The sequence below is a fragment of the Amycolatopsis sp. NPDC051045 genome (assembly GCF_040682955.1).
Classification (GTDB): domain Bacteria; phylum Actinomycetota; class Actinomycetes; order Mycobacteriales; family Pseudonocardiaceae; genus Amycolatopsis.
Genome location: NZ_JBFBCC010000004.1, coordinates 104884 through 122712, shown reverse-complemented (window position 1 = coordinate 122712; position 17829 = coordinate 104884). Strand labels below are relative to the sequence as shown.

13 protein-coding genes and 3 tRNA genes are annotated in these 17829 nt (G+C 70.7%); 8 read left to right on the top strand and 8 right to left on the bottom strand.

The genetic code is table 11. From position 1 onward, the window contains the following. Window positions 1-64 precede the first annotated feature (64 nt). The 3 genes from otsB to AB0M80_RS11640 all read right to left on the bottom strand — a co-directional run bounded on the left by otsB (window position 65) and on the right by AB0M80_RS11640 (window position 5658). Complete coding sequence (gene otsB / locus AB0M80_RS11650) at window positions 65-2599, bottom strand: trehalose-phosphatase (RefSeq protein ID WP_364562375.1); 2535 nt, start codon at window positions 2597-2599, stop codon at window positions 65-67. 34 nt (window positions 2600-2633) lie between these two features. After that, window positions 2634-4076, bottom strand: coding sequence for a trehalose-6-phosphate synthase (locus AB0M80_RS11645; RefSeq protein ID WP_364562371.1), 1443 nt, complete (start codon window positions 4074-4076; stop codon window positions 2634-2636). Window positions 4077-4158: 82 nt separating this feature from the next. Then, entirely contained in the window at window positions 4159-5658 is a 1500-nt protein-coding gene (locus AB0M80_RS11640; RefSeq protein WP_364562368.1) for a threonine/serine exporter family protein, read from the bottom strand. Between the two features lie 179 nt (window positions 5659-5837). On the opposite strand from AB0M80_RS11640, the gene AB0M80_RS11635 reads away from it, so the two are divergent. Together AB0M80_RS11635 and AB0M80_RS11630 are read left to right on the top strand one after the other, a co-directional pair. Beyond that, window positions 5838-5910, top strand: a tRNA-Thr gene (locus tag AB0M80_RS11635). Window positions 5911-6672: 762 nt separating this feature from the next. Next, a complete protein-coding gene (locus tag AB0M80_RS11630; protein WP_364562365.1) occupies window positions 6673-7383 on the top strand; it encodes a hypothetical protein in 711 nt (236 codons plus the stop codon). 202 nt (window positions 7384-7585) lie between these two features. Here the strand turns inward: AB0M80_RS11630 and AB0M80_RS11625 are convergent, their stop codons facing one another. The 3 genes from AB0M80_RS11625 to infA form a co-directional block, all read right to left on the bottom strand. Continuing rightward, the gene (locus tag AB0M80_RS11625; RefSeq protein ID WP_364562362.1) at window positions 7586-8671 is read right to left on the bottom strand and encodes a CU044_5270 family protein; all 1086 of its coding nucleotides are present in this window, start codon (window positions 8669-8671) and stop codon (window positions 7586-7588) included. Continuing rightward, window positions 8668-9285 (bottom strand): sigma-70 family RNA polymerase sigma factor, encoded by a 618-nt coding sequence (locus tag AB0M80_RS11620; RefSeq protein WP_364562359.1) that lies wholly within the window; start codon window positions 9283-9285, stop codon window positions 8668-8670. The genes AB0M80_RS11625 and AB0M80_RS11620 overlap by 4 nt, the downstream gene beginning before the upstream one ends. Window positions 9286-9468: 183 nt before the next feature. Further along, window positions 9469-9693 carry a translation initiation factor IF-1 gene (gene infA, locus AB0M80_RS11615; RefSeq protein WP_364562357.1) on the bottom strand — a complete coding sequence of 75 codons (225 nt, stop codon included), beginning with the start codon at window positions 9691-9693 and terminating at the stop codon, window positions 9469-9471. Window positions 9694-10388: 695 nt separating this feature from the next. On the opposite strand from infA, the gene AB0M80_RS11610 reads away from it, so the two are divergent. The 5 genes from AB0M80_RS11610 to AB0M80_RS11590 all read left to right on the top strand — a co-directional run bounded on the left by AB0M80_RS11610 (window position 10389) and on the right by AB0M80_RS11590 (window position 13806). Further along, window positions 10389-10457: transfer RNA gene (locus tag AB0M80_RS11610), tRNA-Trp, on the top strand. Between the two features lie 51 nt (window positions 10458-10508). Then, window positions 10509-10581: transfer RNA gene (locus tag AB0M80_RS11605), tRNA-Arg, on the top strand. Window positions 10582-10758: 177 nt separating this feature from the next. Further along, the gene (locus tag AB0M80_RS11600) at window positions 10759-11625 is read left to right on the top strand and encodes an alpha/beta hydrolase (RefSeq protein WP_364562354.1); all 867 of its coding nucleotides are present in this window, start codon (window positions 10759-10761) and stop codon (window positions 11623-11625) included. A 121-nt stretch (window positions 11626-11746) separates the two neighbouring features. Then, on the top strand, window positions 11747-13150 hold the full coding sequence (locus AB0M80_RS11595) for an MFS transporter (RefSeq protein WP_364562351.1): 1404 nt from the start codon (window positions 11747-11749) through the stop codon (window positions 13148-13150). Window positions 13151-13164: 14 nt separating this feature from the next. Further along, window positions 13165-13806, top strand: coding sequence for a TetR/AcrR family transcriptional regulator (locus AB0M80_RS11590; RefSeq protein WP_364562348.1), 642 nt, complete (start codon window positions 13165-13167; stop codon window positions 13804-13806). An 11-nt stretch (window positions 13807-13817) separates the two neighbouring features. Here the strand turns inward: AB0M80_RS11590 and AB0M80_RS11585 are convergent, their stop codons facing one another. Next, window positions 13818-13985, bottom strand: coding sequence for a hypothetical protein (locus AB0M80_RS11585; RefSeq protein ID WP_364562346.1), 168 nt, complete (start codon window positions 13983-13985; stop codon window positions 13818-13820). Between the two features lie 222 nt (window positions 13986-14207). Next, window positions 14208-16406: an NB-ARC domain-containing protein gene (locus tag AB0M80_RS11580; RefSeq protein WP_364562344.1), complete on the bottom strand. Its 2199-nt coding sequence runs from the start codon at window positions 16404-16406 to the stop codon at window positions 14208-14210. A gap of 394 nt (window positions 16407-16800) precedes the next feature. Here AB0M80_RS11580 and AB0M80_RS11575 point away from each other — a divergent pair, with 394 nt between their 5' ends. Further along, window positions 16801-17787 carry a hypothetical protein gene (locus tag AB0M80_RS11575; protein ID WP_364562341.1) on the top strand — a complete coding sequence of 329 codons (987 nt, stop codon included), beginning with the start codon at window positions 16801-16803 and terminating at the stop codon, window positions 17785-17787. The last annotated feature ends 42 nt before the right edge of the window (window positions 17788-17829 follow it).

Sequence of the window (17829 nt, the reverse complement as noted above, 5' to 3'; positions counted from 1 at the left end):
AAGGCCACCATAAGGAACGCGGAGTTCCGCACGGTGGCCTTCACGGAGATTCGGACCGAAAGGGCTAACTCGCCGCCAGCAAGTTGGCGCACCGGATGAGCCCGATGTGGGAATACGCCTGCGGATGGTTCCCCAGGGACCGTTCCGCGATCGGGTCGTACTGCTCCGGCAGCAGGCCGGTCGGGCCGGCCGCCGCGACGATCTGGTCGAACAGCTCCTGCGCCTCGGTGCGCCGCCCGGTGAGCAGGTACGCCTCGATCAGCCACGCCGCGCAGATGTGGAAGCCGCCCTCACCGCCCGGCAGGCCGTCGTCGCGGCGGTAACGGTACACAGTGGACCCACTGCGCAGCTCCGCCTCGATCGCGGTCACCGTCTGCTGGAAGCGCTCGTCCGCCGGGTCGATCAGCCCGGTGAGCCCGACGAACAGCGACGCCGCGTCCAGGTCCGTGCCGTCGTAGGCCGTGGTGAACGCCTGGACCTCGTCGTTCCAGCCGTGCGTGAGGACGTCGTGCTTGATCTCGTCGCGCAGCGACGGCCACGCGCCGGGGACGCCCCGGCCGTACTGCTCGCCGAGCTTGATCGCGCGGTCGATCGTCACCCAGCACATGACCCGCGAGTAGACCCGGTGGCGCGGCACGTGCCGCTCCTCCCAGATCCCGTGGTCCGGCTCGTTCCAGCGCCGCGTCACGGCTTCCGCCATCGCGCGCACCATCTGCCAGTCCTCGTCGCGCAGCTCGCCACGCGCCGCGGCCAGGGTCTGCACGAGCTCCACGACCGGGCCGAAGACGTCCAGCTGCACCTGGTGGTTCGCCAGGTTGCCGACCCGGACCGGGCGGGAACCGGCGTAACCGGGCAGCGACTCGATCACCGCTTCGGCGCCGATGACGCTGCCGGCGAGGGTGTACAGCGGGTGCAGCCGCTCCGGGCCGGCCAGCGTGGCGAGCACGCCGTGCAGCCAGCGCAGGTAGCCCTCGGCCTCTTCGAGCGAGCCCAGGTGCACGAGCTCCCGCACGGTCATCGCGGCGTCGCGGATCCAGCAGTAGCGGTAGTCCCAGTTGCGGACGCCGCCGATCTCCTCCGGCAGCGACGACGTCGCCGCGGCGAGCACCCCGCCGGTGTCGGTGTTGACCAGGCCGCGCAGCGTCAGCGCCGAGCGCAGCACCAGCTCGGTCTGCACCGCCGGGAGCTGCAGCTTCGACGTCCACTCGCTCCAGTAGCGGCCCGCGCGGTCCCGGCGTTCCACTTCGGACAGTTCGTGCGCGCCGAGGTCCGTGGTGCCGCAGCGCAGCTCCAGCACCACCGGCCGGGTCGGCGTCGGCTGCACGACCGCGACCGCGGTGTCGTGCATGCCGTCCGAGGTGATGCTCCATTCGACGCCGGGCGAGTACAGCACGAACGGCTCCGACGTGCCGAGCACCCGCACGCCGCCTTCGACGATCTCCAGTTTCACCGGCACGCCACCGAACTCGGGGCGCGGCGCGAACTTGACGTCCGCCATCGCCTCGCCGGAGATGACGCGCACCAGGTCCGTCCGGTGCGGGGCGCTTTCCGGCTCGAGGTAGTCGGTGACGAGCAGGCGCGACCAGCGCGTCTCGACCGTCATCGTGTTCGGCAGGTAGCGCTGGCCGAGCGGGAGGCCGTTGCGGTGCGGCTTGATGGAGAAGTGCCCCGCGCCCTCGCCGCCGAGCAGGTCGGCGAACACCGCGGGCGCGTCCGGGCCGGGGTGGCACAGCCAGGTCAGCTTGGCGTCCGGAGTGAGCAGTGCGACCGACCGCTCGTTGGCCAGCATCGACAGCCGCTCGATCGGCGGCGCCGACTCGCCGTAGAGCCAGTTGCGCCGCTCCTCCAGGAGGAAGCCGAGCACCAGCGCGACGTCCACGGTGTCGGGCACGCGGAACGCGGCGAGGGTCTCGCCGTCGCCGACCTTGATGCCCAGGTCCGGGCCGGACAGACGGGCGAAGGCCTTCTCGTCGGTGACGTCGTCGCCGAGGAAGATCGCCGCCGTGGCGCCGACCTGGTGGCGCAGGATGTCCAGCGCGCGGCCTTTGTCCGTTTGGACGACCGCCAGCTCGACCACCTCCTTGCCGTCGGTGGTCGACACGCCCTCCCAGGTGGACGGTCCGGAGTGGACGGCCGCGAGCACGCGGCGGCCCGCCTCGTGCTCGGCGCGGCGCACGTGCACCGCGATGCTGGCGGGCTTGACCTCCAGCGACACCCCCGGGACGTCCAGCACGAGTTGTTCGAGCTCCGACTCCAGCCGACGGTGCAGCTCCCGCGCCTTCTCGTCGAGGGCGTGGATGAAGCCGATGTCGAACTCCGAGCCGTGGCTGCCGACGAGGTTCACCTCGGCCGGCAGCCGCGAGAGCGTGGCGAGGTCACGCAGGGCGCGGCCGGAGATGACCGCCGTGGTGGTCTCGTGCAGACCGGCGAGCGATCTGAGGGCCCCGACGGACTCGGGCAGCGGGCGGGCCTCGTCCGGGTTGAGCGTGATGGGTGCCAGCGTGCCGTCGTAGTCGCAGGCGACCAGCAGACGCGGAGTACGGGCGATCTGCACGATCGCGCGCCGTAGCTCGGCGGGCAGGGCCTCGGCAGTCAACACTCCTCCTCAGGAGCTCATGCAATGGGTCTGGACGTCAGTCGACCCCCTCGGCACCCAGCGCCTGCAAGAACGAGCGCGCCCAACGGTCGACGTCATGCGTGAGGACCTGGCGACGCATGGCGCGCATCCGGCGACGGCCCTCAGCCGGGTCGAGCGTAATGGCAGCCACTAGAGCATCCTTCACCCCGTCCAGGTCGTGGGGGTTGACGAGGAATGCGCTAGAGAGCTCGGCGGCCGCACCGGCGAACTCGGAAAGGACCAGCGCACCGCCCAGGTCGTGGCGTGTGGCGACGTACTCCTTGCAAACGAGGTTCATGCCGTCGCGCAGGGGGGTCACGACCATGACGTCAGCAGCCGAGAAGAAGGCGGCGAGCTCGGTGCGGTCCACCGACTGGTGCAGGTAGTGCACGACCGGGTGACCGACGCGGGAGAACTCGCCGTTGATCCGCCCGACCATCTGCTCGATCTCGCCGCGCATCCGCTGGTAGTGCTCGACGCGCTCGCGGCTGGGGGTGGCCAGCTGGACGAACGTGACGTCGTCCGGCTGCAGCCGGCCCTCGTGCAGCAGCTCGTGCAGCGCCTGCAGCCGCAGGTCGATGCCCTTGGTGTAGTCGAGCCGGTCGACGCCGAGCAGGACCGTCTTGGGGTTGCCGAGGTCGCGCCGCAGCTGGGCGGCCCGCTCCTGGACGCCCTTGGTGCGGGAGAGGGTGTCGAGCCCGGCGGCGTCGATGGAGATCGGGAACGCGCCGACCCGCACGGTCCGGTCGCCGACCTGCATGGTGCCCGGCCGCGACCGGACGCCGACCGCACCGCGCGTCGACTCGAGGCCGATCAGCTGGCGGCACAGCCAGAGGAAGTTCTGCGCCCCGCCGGGGCGGTGGAAGCCGACGAGGTCCGCGCCGGTGAGGCCGCGGATGAGCGCGGCGCGCCACGGCATCTGCATGAACAGCTCGACCGGCGGGAACGGGATGTGCAGGAAGAAGCCGATGCGCAGGTCCGGTCGCAGCTCGCGCAGCATGGCCGGCACCAGCTGGAGCTGGTAGTCCTGGATCCAGACGGTCGCGCCCTGGGCGGCGACCTCGGCGCTGGCCTGGGCGAACCGGCGGTTGACCTTGACGTAGCTGTTCCACCACACCCGGTCGAACACCGGGCGCTCGACGACGTCGTGGTAGAGCGGCCAGAGCGTCGCGTTGGAGAAACCTTCGTAGTAGTCGCGGACTTCGTCGGCGCTCAACGAAACCGGGTGCAGCACCAGGCCGTCGTCGTCGAACTCGTCGACGTCGACGTCGGGGACGCCCGGCCAGCCCACCCAGGCGCCCTTGCGCGAGCGCAGGAACGGCTCCAGCGCGGACACCAGCCCGCCCGGGCTGGCCGTCCAGCGACGCTCGCCGTCCGTCGTGCGTTCGAGGTCCACCGGTAGGCGGTTCGCCACCACGACGAAATCGGCCTGGTTACCGTCGTCCGTCTTTCCACTCACGTCGCCTGCTCCTCGCGTCCTGGGTCGCGGCCCCAGAGTGAAACCCTATCGCGTGCGCGATGAACAGTCCGTGACCTCTGGGTTACTCCAAGCTTCGTTCGGTCGGTTCGAGCGGACCAGCCATGCGTGGTCCGGCGAACCGCCGCTCGAGCCTGCCCAGGCCGGTGCGGACCGGCTGGGCGAGCCATTCTCCGAGTACCACGCCCGCTGCCAGCGCAAGCCCGATTGCGATGGCCGTCATGAGCGTCGAGATGTTGCCGCTCGGCTCCACCCCGATCTGGTACAGACCACGGTAGGTCGACAGGCCCGGAAGCAGCGGAGTGATCCCGGACACGGCGACCACCAGTGGAGTAACGCCGAGTCGCCGCGCGAGCACACCGCCGCAGAAACCGACCAGTGTCGCGGCCACCGCGGACGAGCTCACGCCGTCCAGCCGGGCCAGCATGAGCGAGCCGTAGACGGCGGCGCCGATGCTGCCCGCGGCCGCCGCGACCAGCATGGCGCGCATCTTGGAGTAGCTCGCGAGCGCGAAGCAGGCGGAGGCGCCGGCCCCGCCGAGCACGACGAGCGGCAGCTGCTGCGGCGTCGAGCCGGTCACCTCGGGCAGCGGGGTGCGCGGCAGGCCGAGCATGACGGCGATCCGCAGCGCGAGCACGACGCCGGCGATCAGGCCCGCCGACATCAGCGCGGTCTCCATGGTGCGGCCGGCGGCGGTGACGTTGTAGCCGGTGATGGCGTCCTGCACCGCCGAGACGGTGGACAACCCGGACAGCAGCACGGTGACCGCGGCCGCGACGACCAGCGTCGGCTTGTCGGTGGTCAGGACGTTGCTGCTCACGATGACCATGGCCGACAGCGTCGCGACCAGGCCGCCGATCACCTGCTGGAAGAAGAACGGCAGTCCGTAGCGGTTCACGACCCGGCCGACCCGGTCGATGACGGCGCTGATGACGAGCGCGACGAGCGCGATGTCGAACCCGCCGCCGAGCAGGATGGTGACGAACGCCGCGACGCCGCCCCAGGACAGCGTCGCGACCCAGCGCGGGTACGGGTGCGGCGCCGAGGTGATCCGCTCCAGTTCGGTCTGCGCCTGCTCGGCGCCCATGTGCCCGCGGACGATCTTGCGGACGAGCTTCTCGGTCTCGGTCAGCCGGGTGTAGTCGAGGCTGCGGCTCCGCACGACGCGCAGCGCGGTGATGGGCGAGAGGTCGGTGCCGCGGTGGCAGGTCACGGTGATCGACGTGAAGATGACGTCGACCTCGCAGTGCGGCAGCCCGAGCGCGCCGGCGATGGCGATGATGGTCGCGGTCACGTCGGACGCGCCGGCACCGCTGGCCATCTGGACCTCACCGATGCGCAGGGAGAGGTCGAGCACGAAGTTGACGGTGGTCTCGTCGGGCAGCCGCGGCCCCATGGCCTCTTCGGCGTCGACGGCGGGCAGTTCACCGGTGGGCGCCTCGAGAACGTGCCACGGCCTTCTTTTGAGGAGGTTGGGGCGGTGGGCCCGCGGCTTTTGCCGAGGCGGCTCGAGCAGCGGCCATCTCGTCGCCCGGCCCCCGTTGGTGCGCTCGCTGATCTTCATGATCCATCCACCTCCTCGCTCGTTCCCGATGACCATCGACGGCCGCCCGCCGACCGTTGCACGGATCATCCAGTGGCGTCCACCACGTTGCTCCATGGTGGCCAGGACCTGCGGATCCCGCCTCCCGAACCGATCATGGAAGGCGGCCCGATACACTGAGCGCGGCGTCCTGGCGCCAGGCCGGTATAGCTCAGCTGGTAGAGCATCTGTCTTGTAAACAGAAGGTCAGGGGTTCGAGCCCCCTTGCCGGCTCATCCCTGACCAGGGAGTCTCCGCCGTTCGGAAACTCCCTGGTCGTCATCCGTCTCAGTTCCCGTCTCATTCGGCGATCTACGCGGGTACAGCCGTGCCTCCCGGACACCGGCGGCCCTCAGGACGGCCTTCCACTCCCCGTAGTCCGCCCGCGGGTCGGTGGGCTTGCCGGTCGGCTGGGCGAAGACCCACTGCCCGTCATGCCACAGGTCGGCGGCAACCTGGCGTTCGGTCTCTTGCCGCTCCCTGTGGGCGAGCAGAGCCAGCACGAGCGGAGGCGGCACGCTGATGACCCGGCGGCCGGCGCGGGACTTCGGTTCGACCACCACGAGCCCGCCACTGTGCCGCTGGGGGCAGTCGGCGCCGCGCTTGCGGCCGCAGGGCCGTTCGCCACAGCCGTGCTGCCAGGTTTGCCGCTGTAGGGCACGGCGGACAACCAGAACCCCGGTGACATGCGCGCTCGGGCAGTCTTGCGCTCTGCGCGCGGCGCAGCGCGGCTCCGCGCATCCGTGGTGCCGCTCAACCTGGAGGTCGGTCCACTTCAAGCCGAGAGCCTCGCCCTGCCTCAGTCCGAGCGCGAGCGCGACGGCCCAGGGCGGCGGCGAGCGCCTGGCGGTGGACCCGGATCGCGTCCGCGCCCAGCGCTTGGTGCAGGAGTTCCCACGCTTCATCCTGGAAACGATCACGAGGCCTCGCCAACAGCGCTATCCTGCCGGAACTCTGTCTCTATCAGAGATGCAAGTTCCCGGAAGGTGTCGATCGGTGCGCTCACTGAACAAGCCGGAGGAGCGCCATCTGGACTCACTCGCCGACCTGCGCGACGCCGAGTCCATCGCGCTGCTCGATTCGCGGCACGGCGACATCGGTCCGGCCTTCGAGGAGATCGAACCACTCGTCATGTTCGACGCGGCGTGGGAGGACCTGCGCCTCGACGCGGACATGCTCGATGATGCGCTCAGGTTCGAGGTGGCCGCCCATTGGGAGTCCGGTCCGGCGACCCCGCCGTTTTCCGGAGAGTACCGAGTGCCGTCTCCCATGGAGATCCTGAGCCAGGGGCGGATGCCGGGTACCGACACGTTCAAAACGGAATTCCAGCGGTCGTTCGCCGCCCAGCTGCGTTACATCGACAACGCCTACGAATCGAGCCGGGGTTTCATGACGTTCCTGCGGATGGTTCCCCGGCCAGGGGCGGCGCCGTTGGAGGTCTGGTTCTCGGACCTCGCCGGGACAGGGGCGGACCCTTACCCGGCGGGCTATGTGAAACTCGACCTGACGTTCACGGAGTACGTGCAGACGCTGTTGCTGACCAAGGGGCTGCACGGCTGGCAGTACCTCTTCGCGGACGTCTTCCTCACCGATCCTGCCCTGCAGCACGTCGCAGAAGGGTTGCACAACGGAGTGAACGCCTTGCCGGGCATCTTTCCCGGCCTGGACTACGCGCCGCTGAAGCGCCGCCTGGAGGCACGCCTGTGAGCACTGCGCGAACACCCGGACCCTGGGCGGAGTCCGTTGGGCGCCGTCGACGAGGGCACCAAGCCCGCCTCAGCCACTGCAAACGTCGCCGCTCCACACTGACCGTGAGCGCGACAACGACGCCGGTCGGGCACGACACCGGGGGAGCGGCGCCTGGCGACTGGGGCTTCCCGGACTGGCCACCCTGGCCGTCTGCTTCGGCTCAGCCCGCGGGCAGCGCTCCCAGTGCGTCCACAACCACGGTGCGGACCGAGGTCGACTCGACGACCGTGCCCTCGGGATGCCCCCCACGGGCCTCGGTGAGGACCGACCGCTCGCCGATGAACTGTCCGGTCGCCGGGTCGATGATGATCTCCTCGCGCGTGTGGCCGTCGTCGAGGCCGAGCGCGACGCCGATACGTCCGTCGAGGTTCGCGGCCTGGTCGACCACCTTCAGCTCAGGCAGCTTCGCCAGCGCCTTGTAGAGAGCGGCCCGTACTTCGGCTTCGAGCAGCCCAGTGCGCAGCGCGTCCGAGGCGTAGACCAGGAGCTCCATATCGCCGCGAGAGTTGTCCGGCGCGTCGGTGCGCAGCCGCTGGAGCAAGTCTTCGGGGTTCTTCGGCAAACCCGCCTGCCACTGCGGCGTCGGGACCTGCCAACCGGCCAGCATTCCTTCACACGGCTTCCTGCCCTCTTCGCCCGCGAAGAAGTCACCACAGAGCGCGCGCGACTCGGACTCCTCCTCACGCCCGCCGGAGCGGACTCCGGCCTCTTCACCCGAAGCGGGAATCGACGGCCGGGTGGCGATGACCGCGCGGCGCTGCAGCCACTCCTGCCGCTGGTCGGCGGGCACCCAGGTCTGGTGCAGGTTCTCCCGCCAGACGGAGCCGCCCGGCGATCCCGCCTCCCACCAGGCGTGCGTCTCGATGTACCGGTACCGGCCGGCCCCGACGACGTCGTCCCGGGCGCCGGTCGCCACTTGGTCCGCCGCCTTGCCGAGGGTGTCGGCGACCGCCGCGTGACCCGGATCGTCACCGATGGTCTGCGCGACGAGGATGCCGCCGGTCAGCAGGGTGACCGCCGCGGCCACCGCGATCCAGGAGCGCAGGCTCCGTCGCCGGGCGGACCCGCCCGCGACCGGCTCCGGGTGCTGAAGGTCTTCCGCCGCGGCCAGCACGATCGTGCGGCCCCGGCAAACCGCCTGGTCGTCCGGTTGGACGTCCGCGCGAAGTTCGCGCAGCGCGCGGTCGAGCTCGTCGTCGGCGAGCCACAGTTCGTGCACGGCCGCCTTGTCGTGGTTCTCTGTCATCGAGTCTTTCCTCCCCTCGCCCGCCGCGCGGAAATCGCGTCGGCGCTGCGGATGTGCGCTTGCAAACGGCGACGGGTGCGATGCAGTCGCGTCCGGACGGTGGCGACCGGGATGTCCAGCGCCTCGGCGATTTCGGCCACGTCGAGTGCCGCCCAGCTGCTGAGCAGAAGGACGTCCCGGTTGCCGGGATCGAGGCCGGCGATCGCCTCGGCGAGCCGTCTCGTCCGTACCTGCGCGTCGACCATGTCCGCGACCCGCCCATCGTGCGTGTCGCCCTGCCCGGTCCGGCCGGCGTCAGCCCGGGCCGACGCGTGCAGGATCCGTGCTTCCTCCCGGACGTGCCCGCGCAGCAGGTTGGTCGCGATCCCGTAAAGCCACGCGCGGGCCGTTCCCCTGGCGGGGTCGTACCGGGCCCTTTGCTGCATCGCGACCAGGAACGTGTCCGCCACCAGATCGTCCGCGGCACCGCCGACCCGCCTGCCGAGGTAGCGGTGCAGCGCGAGCGCGTGCCGGTCGTAGAGCAGGCCGAACGTCCGCACTGCGTCCGGGGCGCCGAGGTCCGGCCGATCGTCCGTGTCGGGCGCCGCCTCCCCGTCCGCGGTGTGCTTCGTCATCCGTGTCACGTCTTTGATTGGACCGCCACCGTCAAAGCATTCGCGTGATCTGAGTCACAACGCAGGGCGCGCCGTGAGCCTGCGCCTGCAGGGGAGATCGCAGGCGCCGGCTCACGGCGCGGCAGTGAATTCGACCTGCTGTCGGTTCGAACGCACGGTGGCCACGAGCGGTGTCATCGACTTCTACGTGCGGTAACGGAAGCGGATCCGGCCGCGGGTGAGGTCGTACGGGCTCAGCTCCACCAGCACTCGGTCGTACGGCAAGATCTTGATGTAGTTCTTCCGGATCTTCCCGCTGATGTGCGCCAGCACCTTGTGCCCGTTCTCGAGCTCCACCCTGAAGGTGGCGTTGCGCAGGCACTCGACGACAGTGCCTTCGACTTCGATGGCTCCTGCTTTTACTGCCATATTTCTCCGTTCGGTGAGGAAGGAATTCCTTGGACGTAGCCGTGATCGACACGTCCCGGTGAGCTCAGTGGAGCAACAACTCCGGGTTGCTCGCGTGCCGGGCGCCGACGCCATCGAACAGCGCCAAGACCGCCCCGGTTGATTCGTTCACGTCGGCCGATGCCGTTGGGTTCCCGGAGCGATGCAGTGCCTGCCGGGCCACCTGCGCCACTCCGCCGCCACTGCGTCCTCGGGCAGGTCCACCGGGGTGACGCCGTCCGGGCGGACCAGCACCCCAGTCGACATCAGCGCCGGGTCGTAAAGCCGACTCGCCTCCATGATACGTCAGGTCGAGGTCGGCCTCGTCGGCCACCGTGTGCAGCGGCTTCGGCAGGTCCGGAAGCCGGCGGCGGGATCGGTGCCGTGTTCTGGTGGGTGGGTCGGGGATAAATGCATTGACCCGGCGTGTTCGGGTATCTCATGATGGTCCCACACGAAAGAAACCTCGGGAGTGATCATGACGCATGTGTGGACGCGAGAGGCGTGGCACAACGCTGCCGCCGCCGGCGTTGCCGTACGTGCGCCGATGGCCGGTTGCCTGCGGTGGCATGGCCTTCCTGGCTCCTCGTCATGACGTAGTGCTCGTCATGGCACGGGAGCCGCTCATCGGGAAACCGGTTCGGGCGGCTTTCTTCTTTCTGCTGCCGCAATTCTTTATCGGCGTGCTTCGGAAGCGGCGTGGTCTCCAAAACCGCGACCAGAGGGTTCGACTCCTTCCGCCGGTGCCGTTTTTCCTGCGCTCGTCTCGGCCGCAACAGTGCGGGCGACGCGGGTGCGCCCCCGTAGCTCAGTGGAAAGAGCAGCGGCTTCCGAAGCCGCAGGTCGCAGGTTCGACTCCGGCCGGGGGCACCCGGGCGAAGCCGGTGCGAGTCCGGTCGGCCACCCCCGCGCGCGGTTCGGCAACCAGCGGGGCTTCATGAGCCCCGCCCACGTGGATCGACACCACGGCGCGCGACCGTTCCCGGGGCACCGAAACTGTCGGTGCCCCGGGCTAGTCTCCCGAGAAGACCTGACCGGGGAGGAACCATGGCCACCACGCACACACTGGAAACACCCGAAGCCGACATCGTCTACGACGTCCACGGCCCGGCGCCCGCCGAGAGCCCGCGGCCGCCGCTGCTCATGGTCGGGCAGCCCATGACCGCCGACGGGTTCAGCACCCTCGCGTCGTACTTCCCCGACCGCACCGTGGTCACCTACGACCCGCGGGGGCTCGGGCGCAGTGTCCGCAAGGACGGGCGCGAGGACCACGTGCCCGCCGTCCAGGCGGAGGACATCCACGCCGTCATCGAGGCACTCGGGGCCGGCGCCGTCGAGGTGTTCGGGAGCAGCGGTGGCGCCGTCGCCGCGCTCGCGCTGGTCACCGCGCACCCCGGTGATGTCAGCACCCTGGTCGCCCACGAGCCGCCGCTCGTCGAATCGCTGCCGGACGCGGCCGCGGCCGAGCGCGCCGGCCGCGCGATGCGAGACGCTTACCAGGCCAAGGGCTTCGGGGCCGGGATGGCGGCGTTCATCGTGATGACGTCGTGGCCGGGCGAATTCACCGACGCCTACTTCGCTCAGCCGCCGGCGGACCCGGCCCAGTTCGGCATGCCCGCCGAGGACGACGGCCGCCGCGACGACCCGCTGCTGACCGACCGCTCCCTGCCGGTGACCACCTACCGGCTCGACGTCGAGGCGCTGGTCGCGGCGCCGACACGCATCGTCATCGCGGTCGGCGAGGAGTCCCGGGAGGTCTTCACCGGGCGGACCGCCGTCGGGACCGCCGAGCGGCTCGGGCAGGAGGCGACCGTGTTCCCGAGTCACCACGGCGGCTTCCTCGGCGGCGAATTCGGCTACGCCGGTCAGCCCGAAGCCTTCGCCAAAAAACTGCGGGAGGTCCTCGAGGGCTGACACACGTCGCGGACGCACCTTCTCCAACGCACGACGGACTCAATCAAACATCTAGTTGACAGAGTCGACTGGCTGGTTGACCATGGCTGGGTCACGGTCGCTGCGAGAGAAGAGGTACGTCGTGGAGAAGCACGCGCTCAGGTGGTGGGCGCTGGCGGTCGCGGTACTGGCGGTGCTGGTGGACATGATCGACAACCAGATCGTCGCGGTGGCGCTGCCGACCATCCGGCGGGAGCTCGGCACCGGTGAGTCCGCGCTGCAGTGGATTTCGGCCGGCTACGCGCTGGGGTTCGCGCTCACGCTGATCACCGGGGGACGGCTGGGCGACCGGCACGGGACGAAGAAGCTGTTCATGGCCGGCATGCTCGTGTTCACGGCCGCCTCGCTCGCCGCCGGTCTCGCCGGGCACGTCGGCGTGCTGATCGCCGCGCGCGTGGTGCAGGGCGTCGGCTCCGGCCTGATGGTGCCGCAGGTCCTGTCGTTCGTCCACGCGGAGTTCGACGAGCGGGAGCGGCCCAAGGCGATGACCTGGTACGCGGCCGCGTTCCCGGTGGGCGGGCTCGCCGGCCCGCTGCTGGGTGGCGCGCTGACCGAGGCCGACCTGTTCGGTACCGGCTGGCGGGCGATCTTCCTGGTGAACCTGCCCATCGGGGTGCTCGCGCTGGCCGGGGCCCTGGTCACCATGCCGGCCCGGCCGGGCTTCTTCCGCCACCGCATGGACCCGGGCGGCCTTGCCTTGCTGACCGCCGCGTTGTTCGCGGTGTTCTACCCGCTGGTGCAGGGGCGCGAGCTGGGCTGGCCGGTGTGGTCGATCGTGCTGCCGGTGGCCGCCGTCCCCCTGTTCGGCGTGTTCGCGTGGCACCAGCGGCTTCAGTTCCGCCGCGGCGGTGAACCGCTGCTCCCGCCGGACCTGCTGCGGCACCTCGCCGGCAGCCAGGCGGTCCTGTTCTGCGTCAACACCGGGGTCGGCGTGTTCTTCGTCCTGACGCTGCACCTCCAGCTCGGGCTCGGGTTTTCGCCGTGGGAAGCGGCTTTGACGTTCGCGCCGTCGACGCTCGGCATCGTCGCGGGCAACGTCCTGGCCATGCGCCTCGCCCCGAAGCTCGGACGCTCGTTCACCGCCGGCGCCGTCGCGGTGCTGCTGGCCGGTCTCGTGGTGCTCGCGATCCTGGTGTCGCGACTGGACTCCGCGTTGAGCGGGTGGGCGCTGCTGGTTCCGGTGATCGCCGTCGGGCTCGGGATGGGCGCGGCGCTGAACTCGCTCTTCGCCGCGTCGATGGCGCGGATCCGGCCGGAGCAGGCCGGGGCGGCGTCCGGCGTGGTGAACACGACCGTCCAGCTCGGCACGGCGACCGGGATCGCCTTGTTCGGCACGGTCTTCTTCACCCGGCTCGGCAACGGGTCCGCATCCGCGACCGCGGGAGCGCTCGCGGTCAGCGCCGGGGTGCTCGTGCTGGCCCTCCTCCTGGCGACAGCACTGCCCGTGCGTCAACCTTCTGTTCCACAGAGTCAAGCGGTTGGTTGACGTATAGTCACGATGTGACCGCGTCGAAGCCTCGTCGTTCGCCGAAGCCCCAGGAGCGCCAACGGGATCCGGAGCGCACCCGCCGGCTGATCCTGGAGGCGGCGGGCGCGGAGTTCGCGGCGAAGGGGTACGCCGGAGCGCGGATCGCGGCGATCGCGGCGCGGGCCGGGGTGAACCAGCAGCTGATCTCGTACTACTTCGACGGCAAAGAAGGCCTGTACCGGGCCATGTCGGAGGGGTGGGGGCAGCGGCAGAGCGAGCTGTTGACACCGGAGCTGCCGCTGTCCGAGCAGGTGCGGCGGTTCGCGCTGGAGACACTCGCCAACCGTGACGGCGTCCGGCTGGTGGCGTGGTCGGGCCTGGAGTACGACGGCCCGGACACCGACCCCGACCACGCGCCGCGCACGCAGCGCCTGTCCGGGACGGTGGAGCAGATCGCGGCGCTGAAGGCCGAGGGCCGCCTGCCGGAGTGGGTCGACCCGGCGTGCCTGACGGTGCTGCTCATGGCGGCGGCGATGGCCCCGGTGACGCTGCCGCACGTGGTGGACGGACTGACCGGGACCGACGGGGACTCGCCCGAGTTCGTCCGGCAGTACGCCGACCAGCTGGCCAGGCTGATCGAGCACCTCGGGCCGGAACAGCCGGAACAGCACTGACGTCCGGCCCCTCAGTGCGTGACGGGTTCCGTGGTGGACACCGCCTGATCGGAGCCGGAGCCGGAGCCGGGCGTCGCCGGCGCGGTGGGCCCGGCGAGCGCAAGCCCGGCGACCAGCGCGAGCATGACGATGAACAGGGCCGTGCGGATGAGGGCGGAAAGGGAACAGACGACCATCATGGCAGGCTCCTCGCGATTTCCCCGTAAAACGGGATTCGATTGATTTCGCGGTGTTCGCGAAATTCTTTCTGCATTGATTGTGTGCCCGGGGGCAGGTGCCGGCAAGGCGTTTCCCGTTGACGGAAACCGCGTGTCACGGGGAAACCCCGGCGAGGTGGGTGTCCTGCTTTTGGCCTGTTTTCCGGAGGGTGGCGGATCGGGGGGAGTTCGCCGTCCGGCCGATCACTGCGCGAACGACGGCCGGTTCCGGTATTCGGCTTCGCCGAGCACGGCCGGGTTGAGCGTGACCCGGTACGCGGCGGCTTCCGCCCACCAGCGCGCCGCCGTCCGGCGGTCGCCGCGCTCGGCGGCGGTGTTGCCCAGGCCCGTCAACGCCCGGGCCCGCTCGTACTCGCTGCCCGCGTCGTCGGCCACTTCGGCCGCGTGGTGGTAGCCGCGCTCGGCGTCGTCCCACCGGCCGGCCCGGAAGTGCACCCAGGCCTCGCAGTTGGCCGACATCGCCCGGTCGACCGGCAGCTGAGCGAGCTCGGCCGCCTCGCGCGCGGCGGCCAGCGCCTCGGGGAACCGGCTCAGCGCCACCGAGGCGAGCGCGATCCCGCGCAGCGCGATCACCACGTTCCGGGTGCGCCCGGTCCGGCGGTAGACGGCCAGCACCGTCGTCAGGTCGGCCAGTGCCGGCTCGGCTTCGCCGCGGTACAGGCGGGCCCAGGCCAGGCTGGACAGCGCGTCGATCGCGCCCCGGTCGTCGCCGGCCAGCGCGAACTGCTCCTGGGCCTGCCGGTGGAAGCGGACGGCGTCGTCGACGCCGTCCGACTCGAGGTGGGCCATGCCCAGGTTGTTGAGGATCATGCCCGTCGCACTCGGGTCACCGGCCGCTCGCGCGGCTTCGAGCGCGCGCTCGTGCGTCCGGATCCAGGGTTCGAACAGCTTCTCGCGGAAGAAGAACGCGCGGAGCACGAACGCGAGCTGCCAGCAGCGGTCGTGCAGCCGGTGCCGGGCCGCGGAATCGACGATGTCGGCGAGCGTCGGCCACTGCGCGCCCAGCCAGGCGAGCGCGCCGTCCGCGTCCGAGAAGGGCACGGCGGCCGGGACCGGCAGGCCGGTGGCGGGGCGGAACCGGTAGGGCTCGGTGAGCTCGTCGGCCGCCACGGTCATCGCGACGAGGTGCTCGACCAGCCTGCGCACGGCGACTTCGCGGTCGTCCGGACCGACCTGCGGAAGGGCGTGCTTCGCGGCGAAAGTGCGCATCAGGTCGTGGAATTCGACGTAGCCCCGTTCGTCGCGGACGACCAGGTGCGCGTCGTGCAGCCGGTCCACCAGCCGGTCCGCTTCGCCCGGGCCGAGCCCGGCGAGCGCCTCGACGGCGCCGGTTTCCGCGGCGGCCGCGGGGTGGAGGGCGAGCAGCCCCAGCAGCCGCTGCTGGTCGCCGGGCAGTGCTTCGTACGAGACGGCGAACGCGGTGGCGACGCTTCGCTCACCGTCCTCCAGCGCGCCGAGCCGGGTGGTCTCGTCGGCCAGCCGGTCGCGCAGCTTCGCCGCCGTCCAGCCGCCGGCGACGAACCGGGCGGCCACGATGCGCACCGCGAGCGGGAGCTGCCCGCAGTGCCGGACGATCTCGGTCGCCACCTCTTCGTCGTCCGGTGCGTGCTCGCCGGCGACGCTCCGGAGGAGCCGCACGGCGTCGTCGAGCGGCAGCACGCCGACGGGGTAGTGCCAGGCGTCGTCGAGGGCGGGCAGCCGGCCCCGGCTGGTCACCAGGATGCGGGACGACGTCTCGCCGTCGACGATGGTCCGGATCTGTTCGGCCGACCGGACGTTGTCGAGCACGAGGATCATCCGCCGCCCGCGCAGCTGGTCGCGGACCAGGTTGGCCAGGCCGTCTTCGTCGGCGGGGAGCTGATCGGCCGGGACGTCGAGCAGCCGCAGCAGCCGGTGCAGGGCTTCGCCGGGCGAGAGTTCGACGGCCCCGGGGGTGTGCCCCCGGAGGTCGAAGAAGAGGCAGCCGTCCGGGAAGGTGGCCGCGACCCGCCGGGCGGCGGCGACGGCCAGTGCCGTCTTGCCGGCCCCCGCCATCCCGTGCACCACGCCGACCCGGGCCTCGCCCGGGCCGAGCAGCAGTGCGGAAAGCGCTTCGAGTTCGGTTTCGCGGCCGACGAAGTACCGCCCGCCATCGGGCAGCCCGACGATGCCGCCGGCGCTCCGGCGGGCGGGGAATGCCGATTCCGTGACCATGGCGAGCAGTTCTCCGCCGGCGCTCAGTGCCAGGTCGCAGGCCTTGGCCAGGTCCCGGTTCACCCGGACCTTGCCGTTCTCCACCTTGCTCAGGTAGCCCTTGGTGAAATGGACGGATGCCGCGAGACCGGTCAGTGACATGCCGGCTGCCGTCCGTCGACGCTTCAATTCCGCTCCAAAGTCCGGCATGGCTCGATCATCCTGTATTCGGCGGACGGGGGGAAGCCGGCCGGCGGCCCGGGACCGCCGGCGGCGCACTTCGTCAGCCCAGCAGGGAGACCAGCTGACCGAGCACGATGATGAGGTGCGTGTGCATCGCGTTCACCCTTTCCGGATCGCCGTCGCCGCCGTTTCGCCGCGGCGAGTTCCTTGGTTGCCGAAGGATTTCGACGACGTCAGCTTGACCCGGCGATTTCCGCGCCGACAGACGTTTCCCGTTGCCTCTCAATAGAAAGCGCGGTCACTCCTTCGACCTGCGCTGTTTCCCGGATCCGGAAACGGCTGGGAAACGGGTGACGGCGTCGTGGACCGCGGGGAAGATGAGTAGACTTCCCCGGCAACGACCAAGAGGGAGGTGGCGGGCTTGGCTCAGGAGGCGCCCGAAGCGAAGATCAACGCTCTCTCAGCGGAGTTGAAACTGCTTCGCAAGGGGCTGGGCATCCAAGCGAAGACCCTGCCTGCTGTCGTCGGCGAACGGTTGCGCGAAGTGTGCGGGGTCCACGAGGAGGACAACCCGGGAACGGTTCGCGGCAAGGTCGTCGAAACGCTTCGCAGGTTGATCGAAAAGCTGCCCGAATCGCAGCGCGAAACGGCCCGGATCGTCCTGGGATTCGGCACCGGGGCGAACGAGCGCTACACGCAGCGCCTCGAACTGCTGGGCACGGGCGCCGACCGCAACGTGCGCACGATGCAGCGTCGCGCCGACGACGTCATCTACCTGATCGCCGAGGCCGCCTACGGGGCACCGTCGCCGTACGGGGGTGCCTCGGCCATCAGCCAGGACGGCCCTTGGCACACGTCGGCACTGGCGGTCCGGCTGACCTTGACGGGTGCTGCGGCCGCTGAGGTCTTCGAGACCCGCAGGGTGGTCAGCCACGTCGCCGGGCTCGCCGAGATCGAGCACGCGGTCTCCCTCGCCCGGCCCGCCAGCACGACCGGCCGGCCGGACCTCTCGGGCCTGGGCATCGACGTCGTCGCCGGCGGCGAGGTGCATTCCGTGCGCATGGTCAGCTCCAGCCGGGTCGCCTTCAGCCTGCGCCCGCCGCAGCCGCTGGACGCCGGGGACGAGCACGAGTTCTTCTTCCGCATCCGGGTGGCCGAGCTGACGTCGCCCTTCTACTGCTGCACGCCGGAATTCCCGTGCGAGAGCTTCGACCTCAACGTCCGCTTCGACCGGGGGAAGCCCCCGCTGCGCGTCTGGCGCATCGACGGCGAATTCTCCAAGGACGCCCAGGACCCGCTGCCGGCGCGCAAGCCGCTCTTCCTGGACAACGCGGGCGAGGTGCACACCGGGTTCCGGGACCTCCGGCCGGCGCGGTCCTACGGCGTGGGCTGGCAGCCGGCTGCCTGAACGGCCGGCTGCCGCCGCTTCCCCGCGAGCCGGAGCGCGCCG

Excerpts from the sequence above, each read along its gene's own strand:
- AB0M80_RS11640 (WP_364562368.1), bottom strand. The coding sequence starts at position 5,658 with ATGAAGATCAGCGAGCGCACCAACGGGGGCCGGGCGACGAGATGGCCG.
- AB0M80_RS11625 (WP_364562362.1), bottom strand. The coding sequence starts at position 8,671 with ATGACAGAGAACCACGACAAGGCGGCCGTGCACGAACTGTGGCTCGCC.
- AB0M80_RS11620 (WP_364562359.1), bottom strand. The coding sequence starts at position 9,285 with ATGACGAAGCACACCGCGGACGGGGAGGCGGCGCCCGACACGGACGAT.
- infA (WP_364562357.1), bottom strand. The coding sequence starts at position 9,693 with ATGGCAGTAAAAGCAGGAGCCATCGAAGTCGAAGGCACTGTCGTCGAG.
- AB0M80_RS11600 (WP_364562354.1), top strand. The coding sequence starts at position 10,759 with ATGGCCACCACGCACACACTGGAAACACCCGAAGCCGACATCGTCTAC.
- AB0M80_RS11585 (WP_364562346.1), bottom strand. The coding sequence starts at position 13,985 with ATGATGGTCGTCTGTTCCCTTTCCGCCCTCATCCGCACGGCCCTGTTC.
- AB0M80_RS11580 (WP_364562344.1), bottom strand. The coding sequence starts at position 16,406 with ATGCCGGACTTTGGAGCGGAATTGAAGCGTCGACGGACGGCAGCCGGC.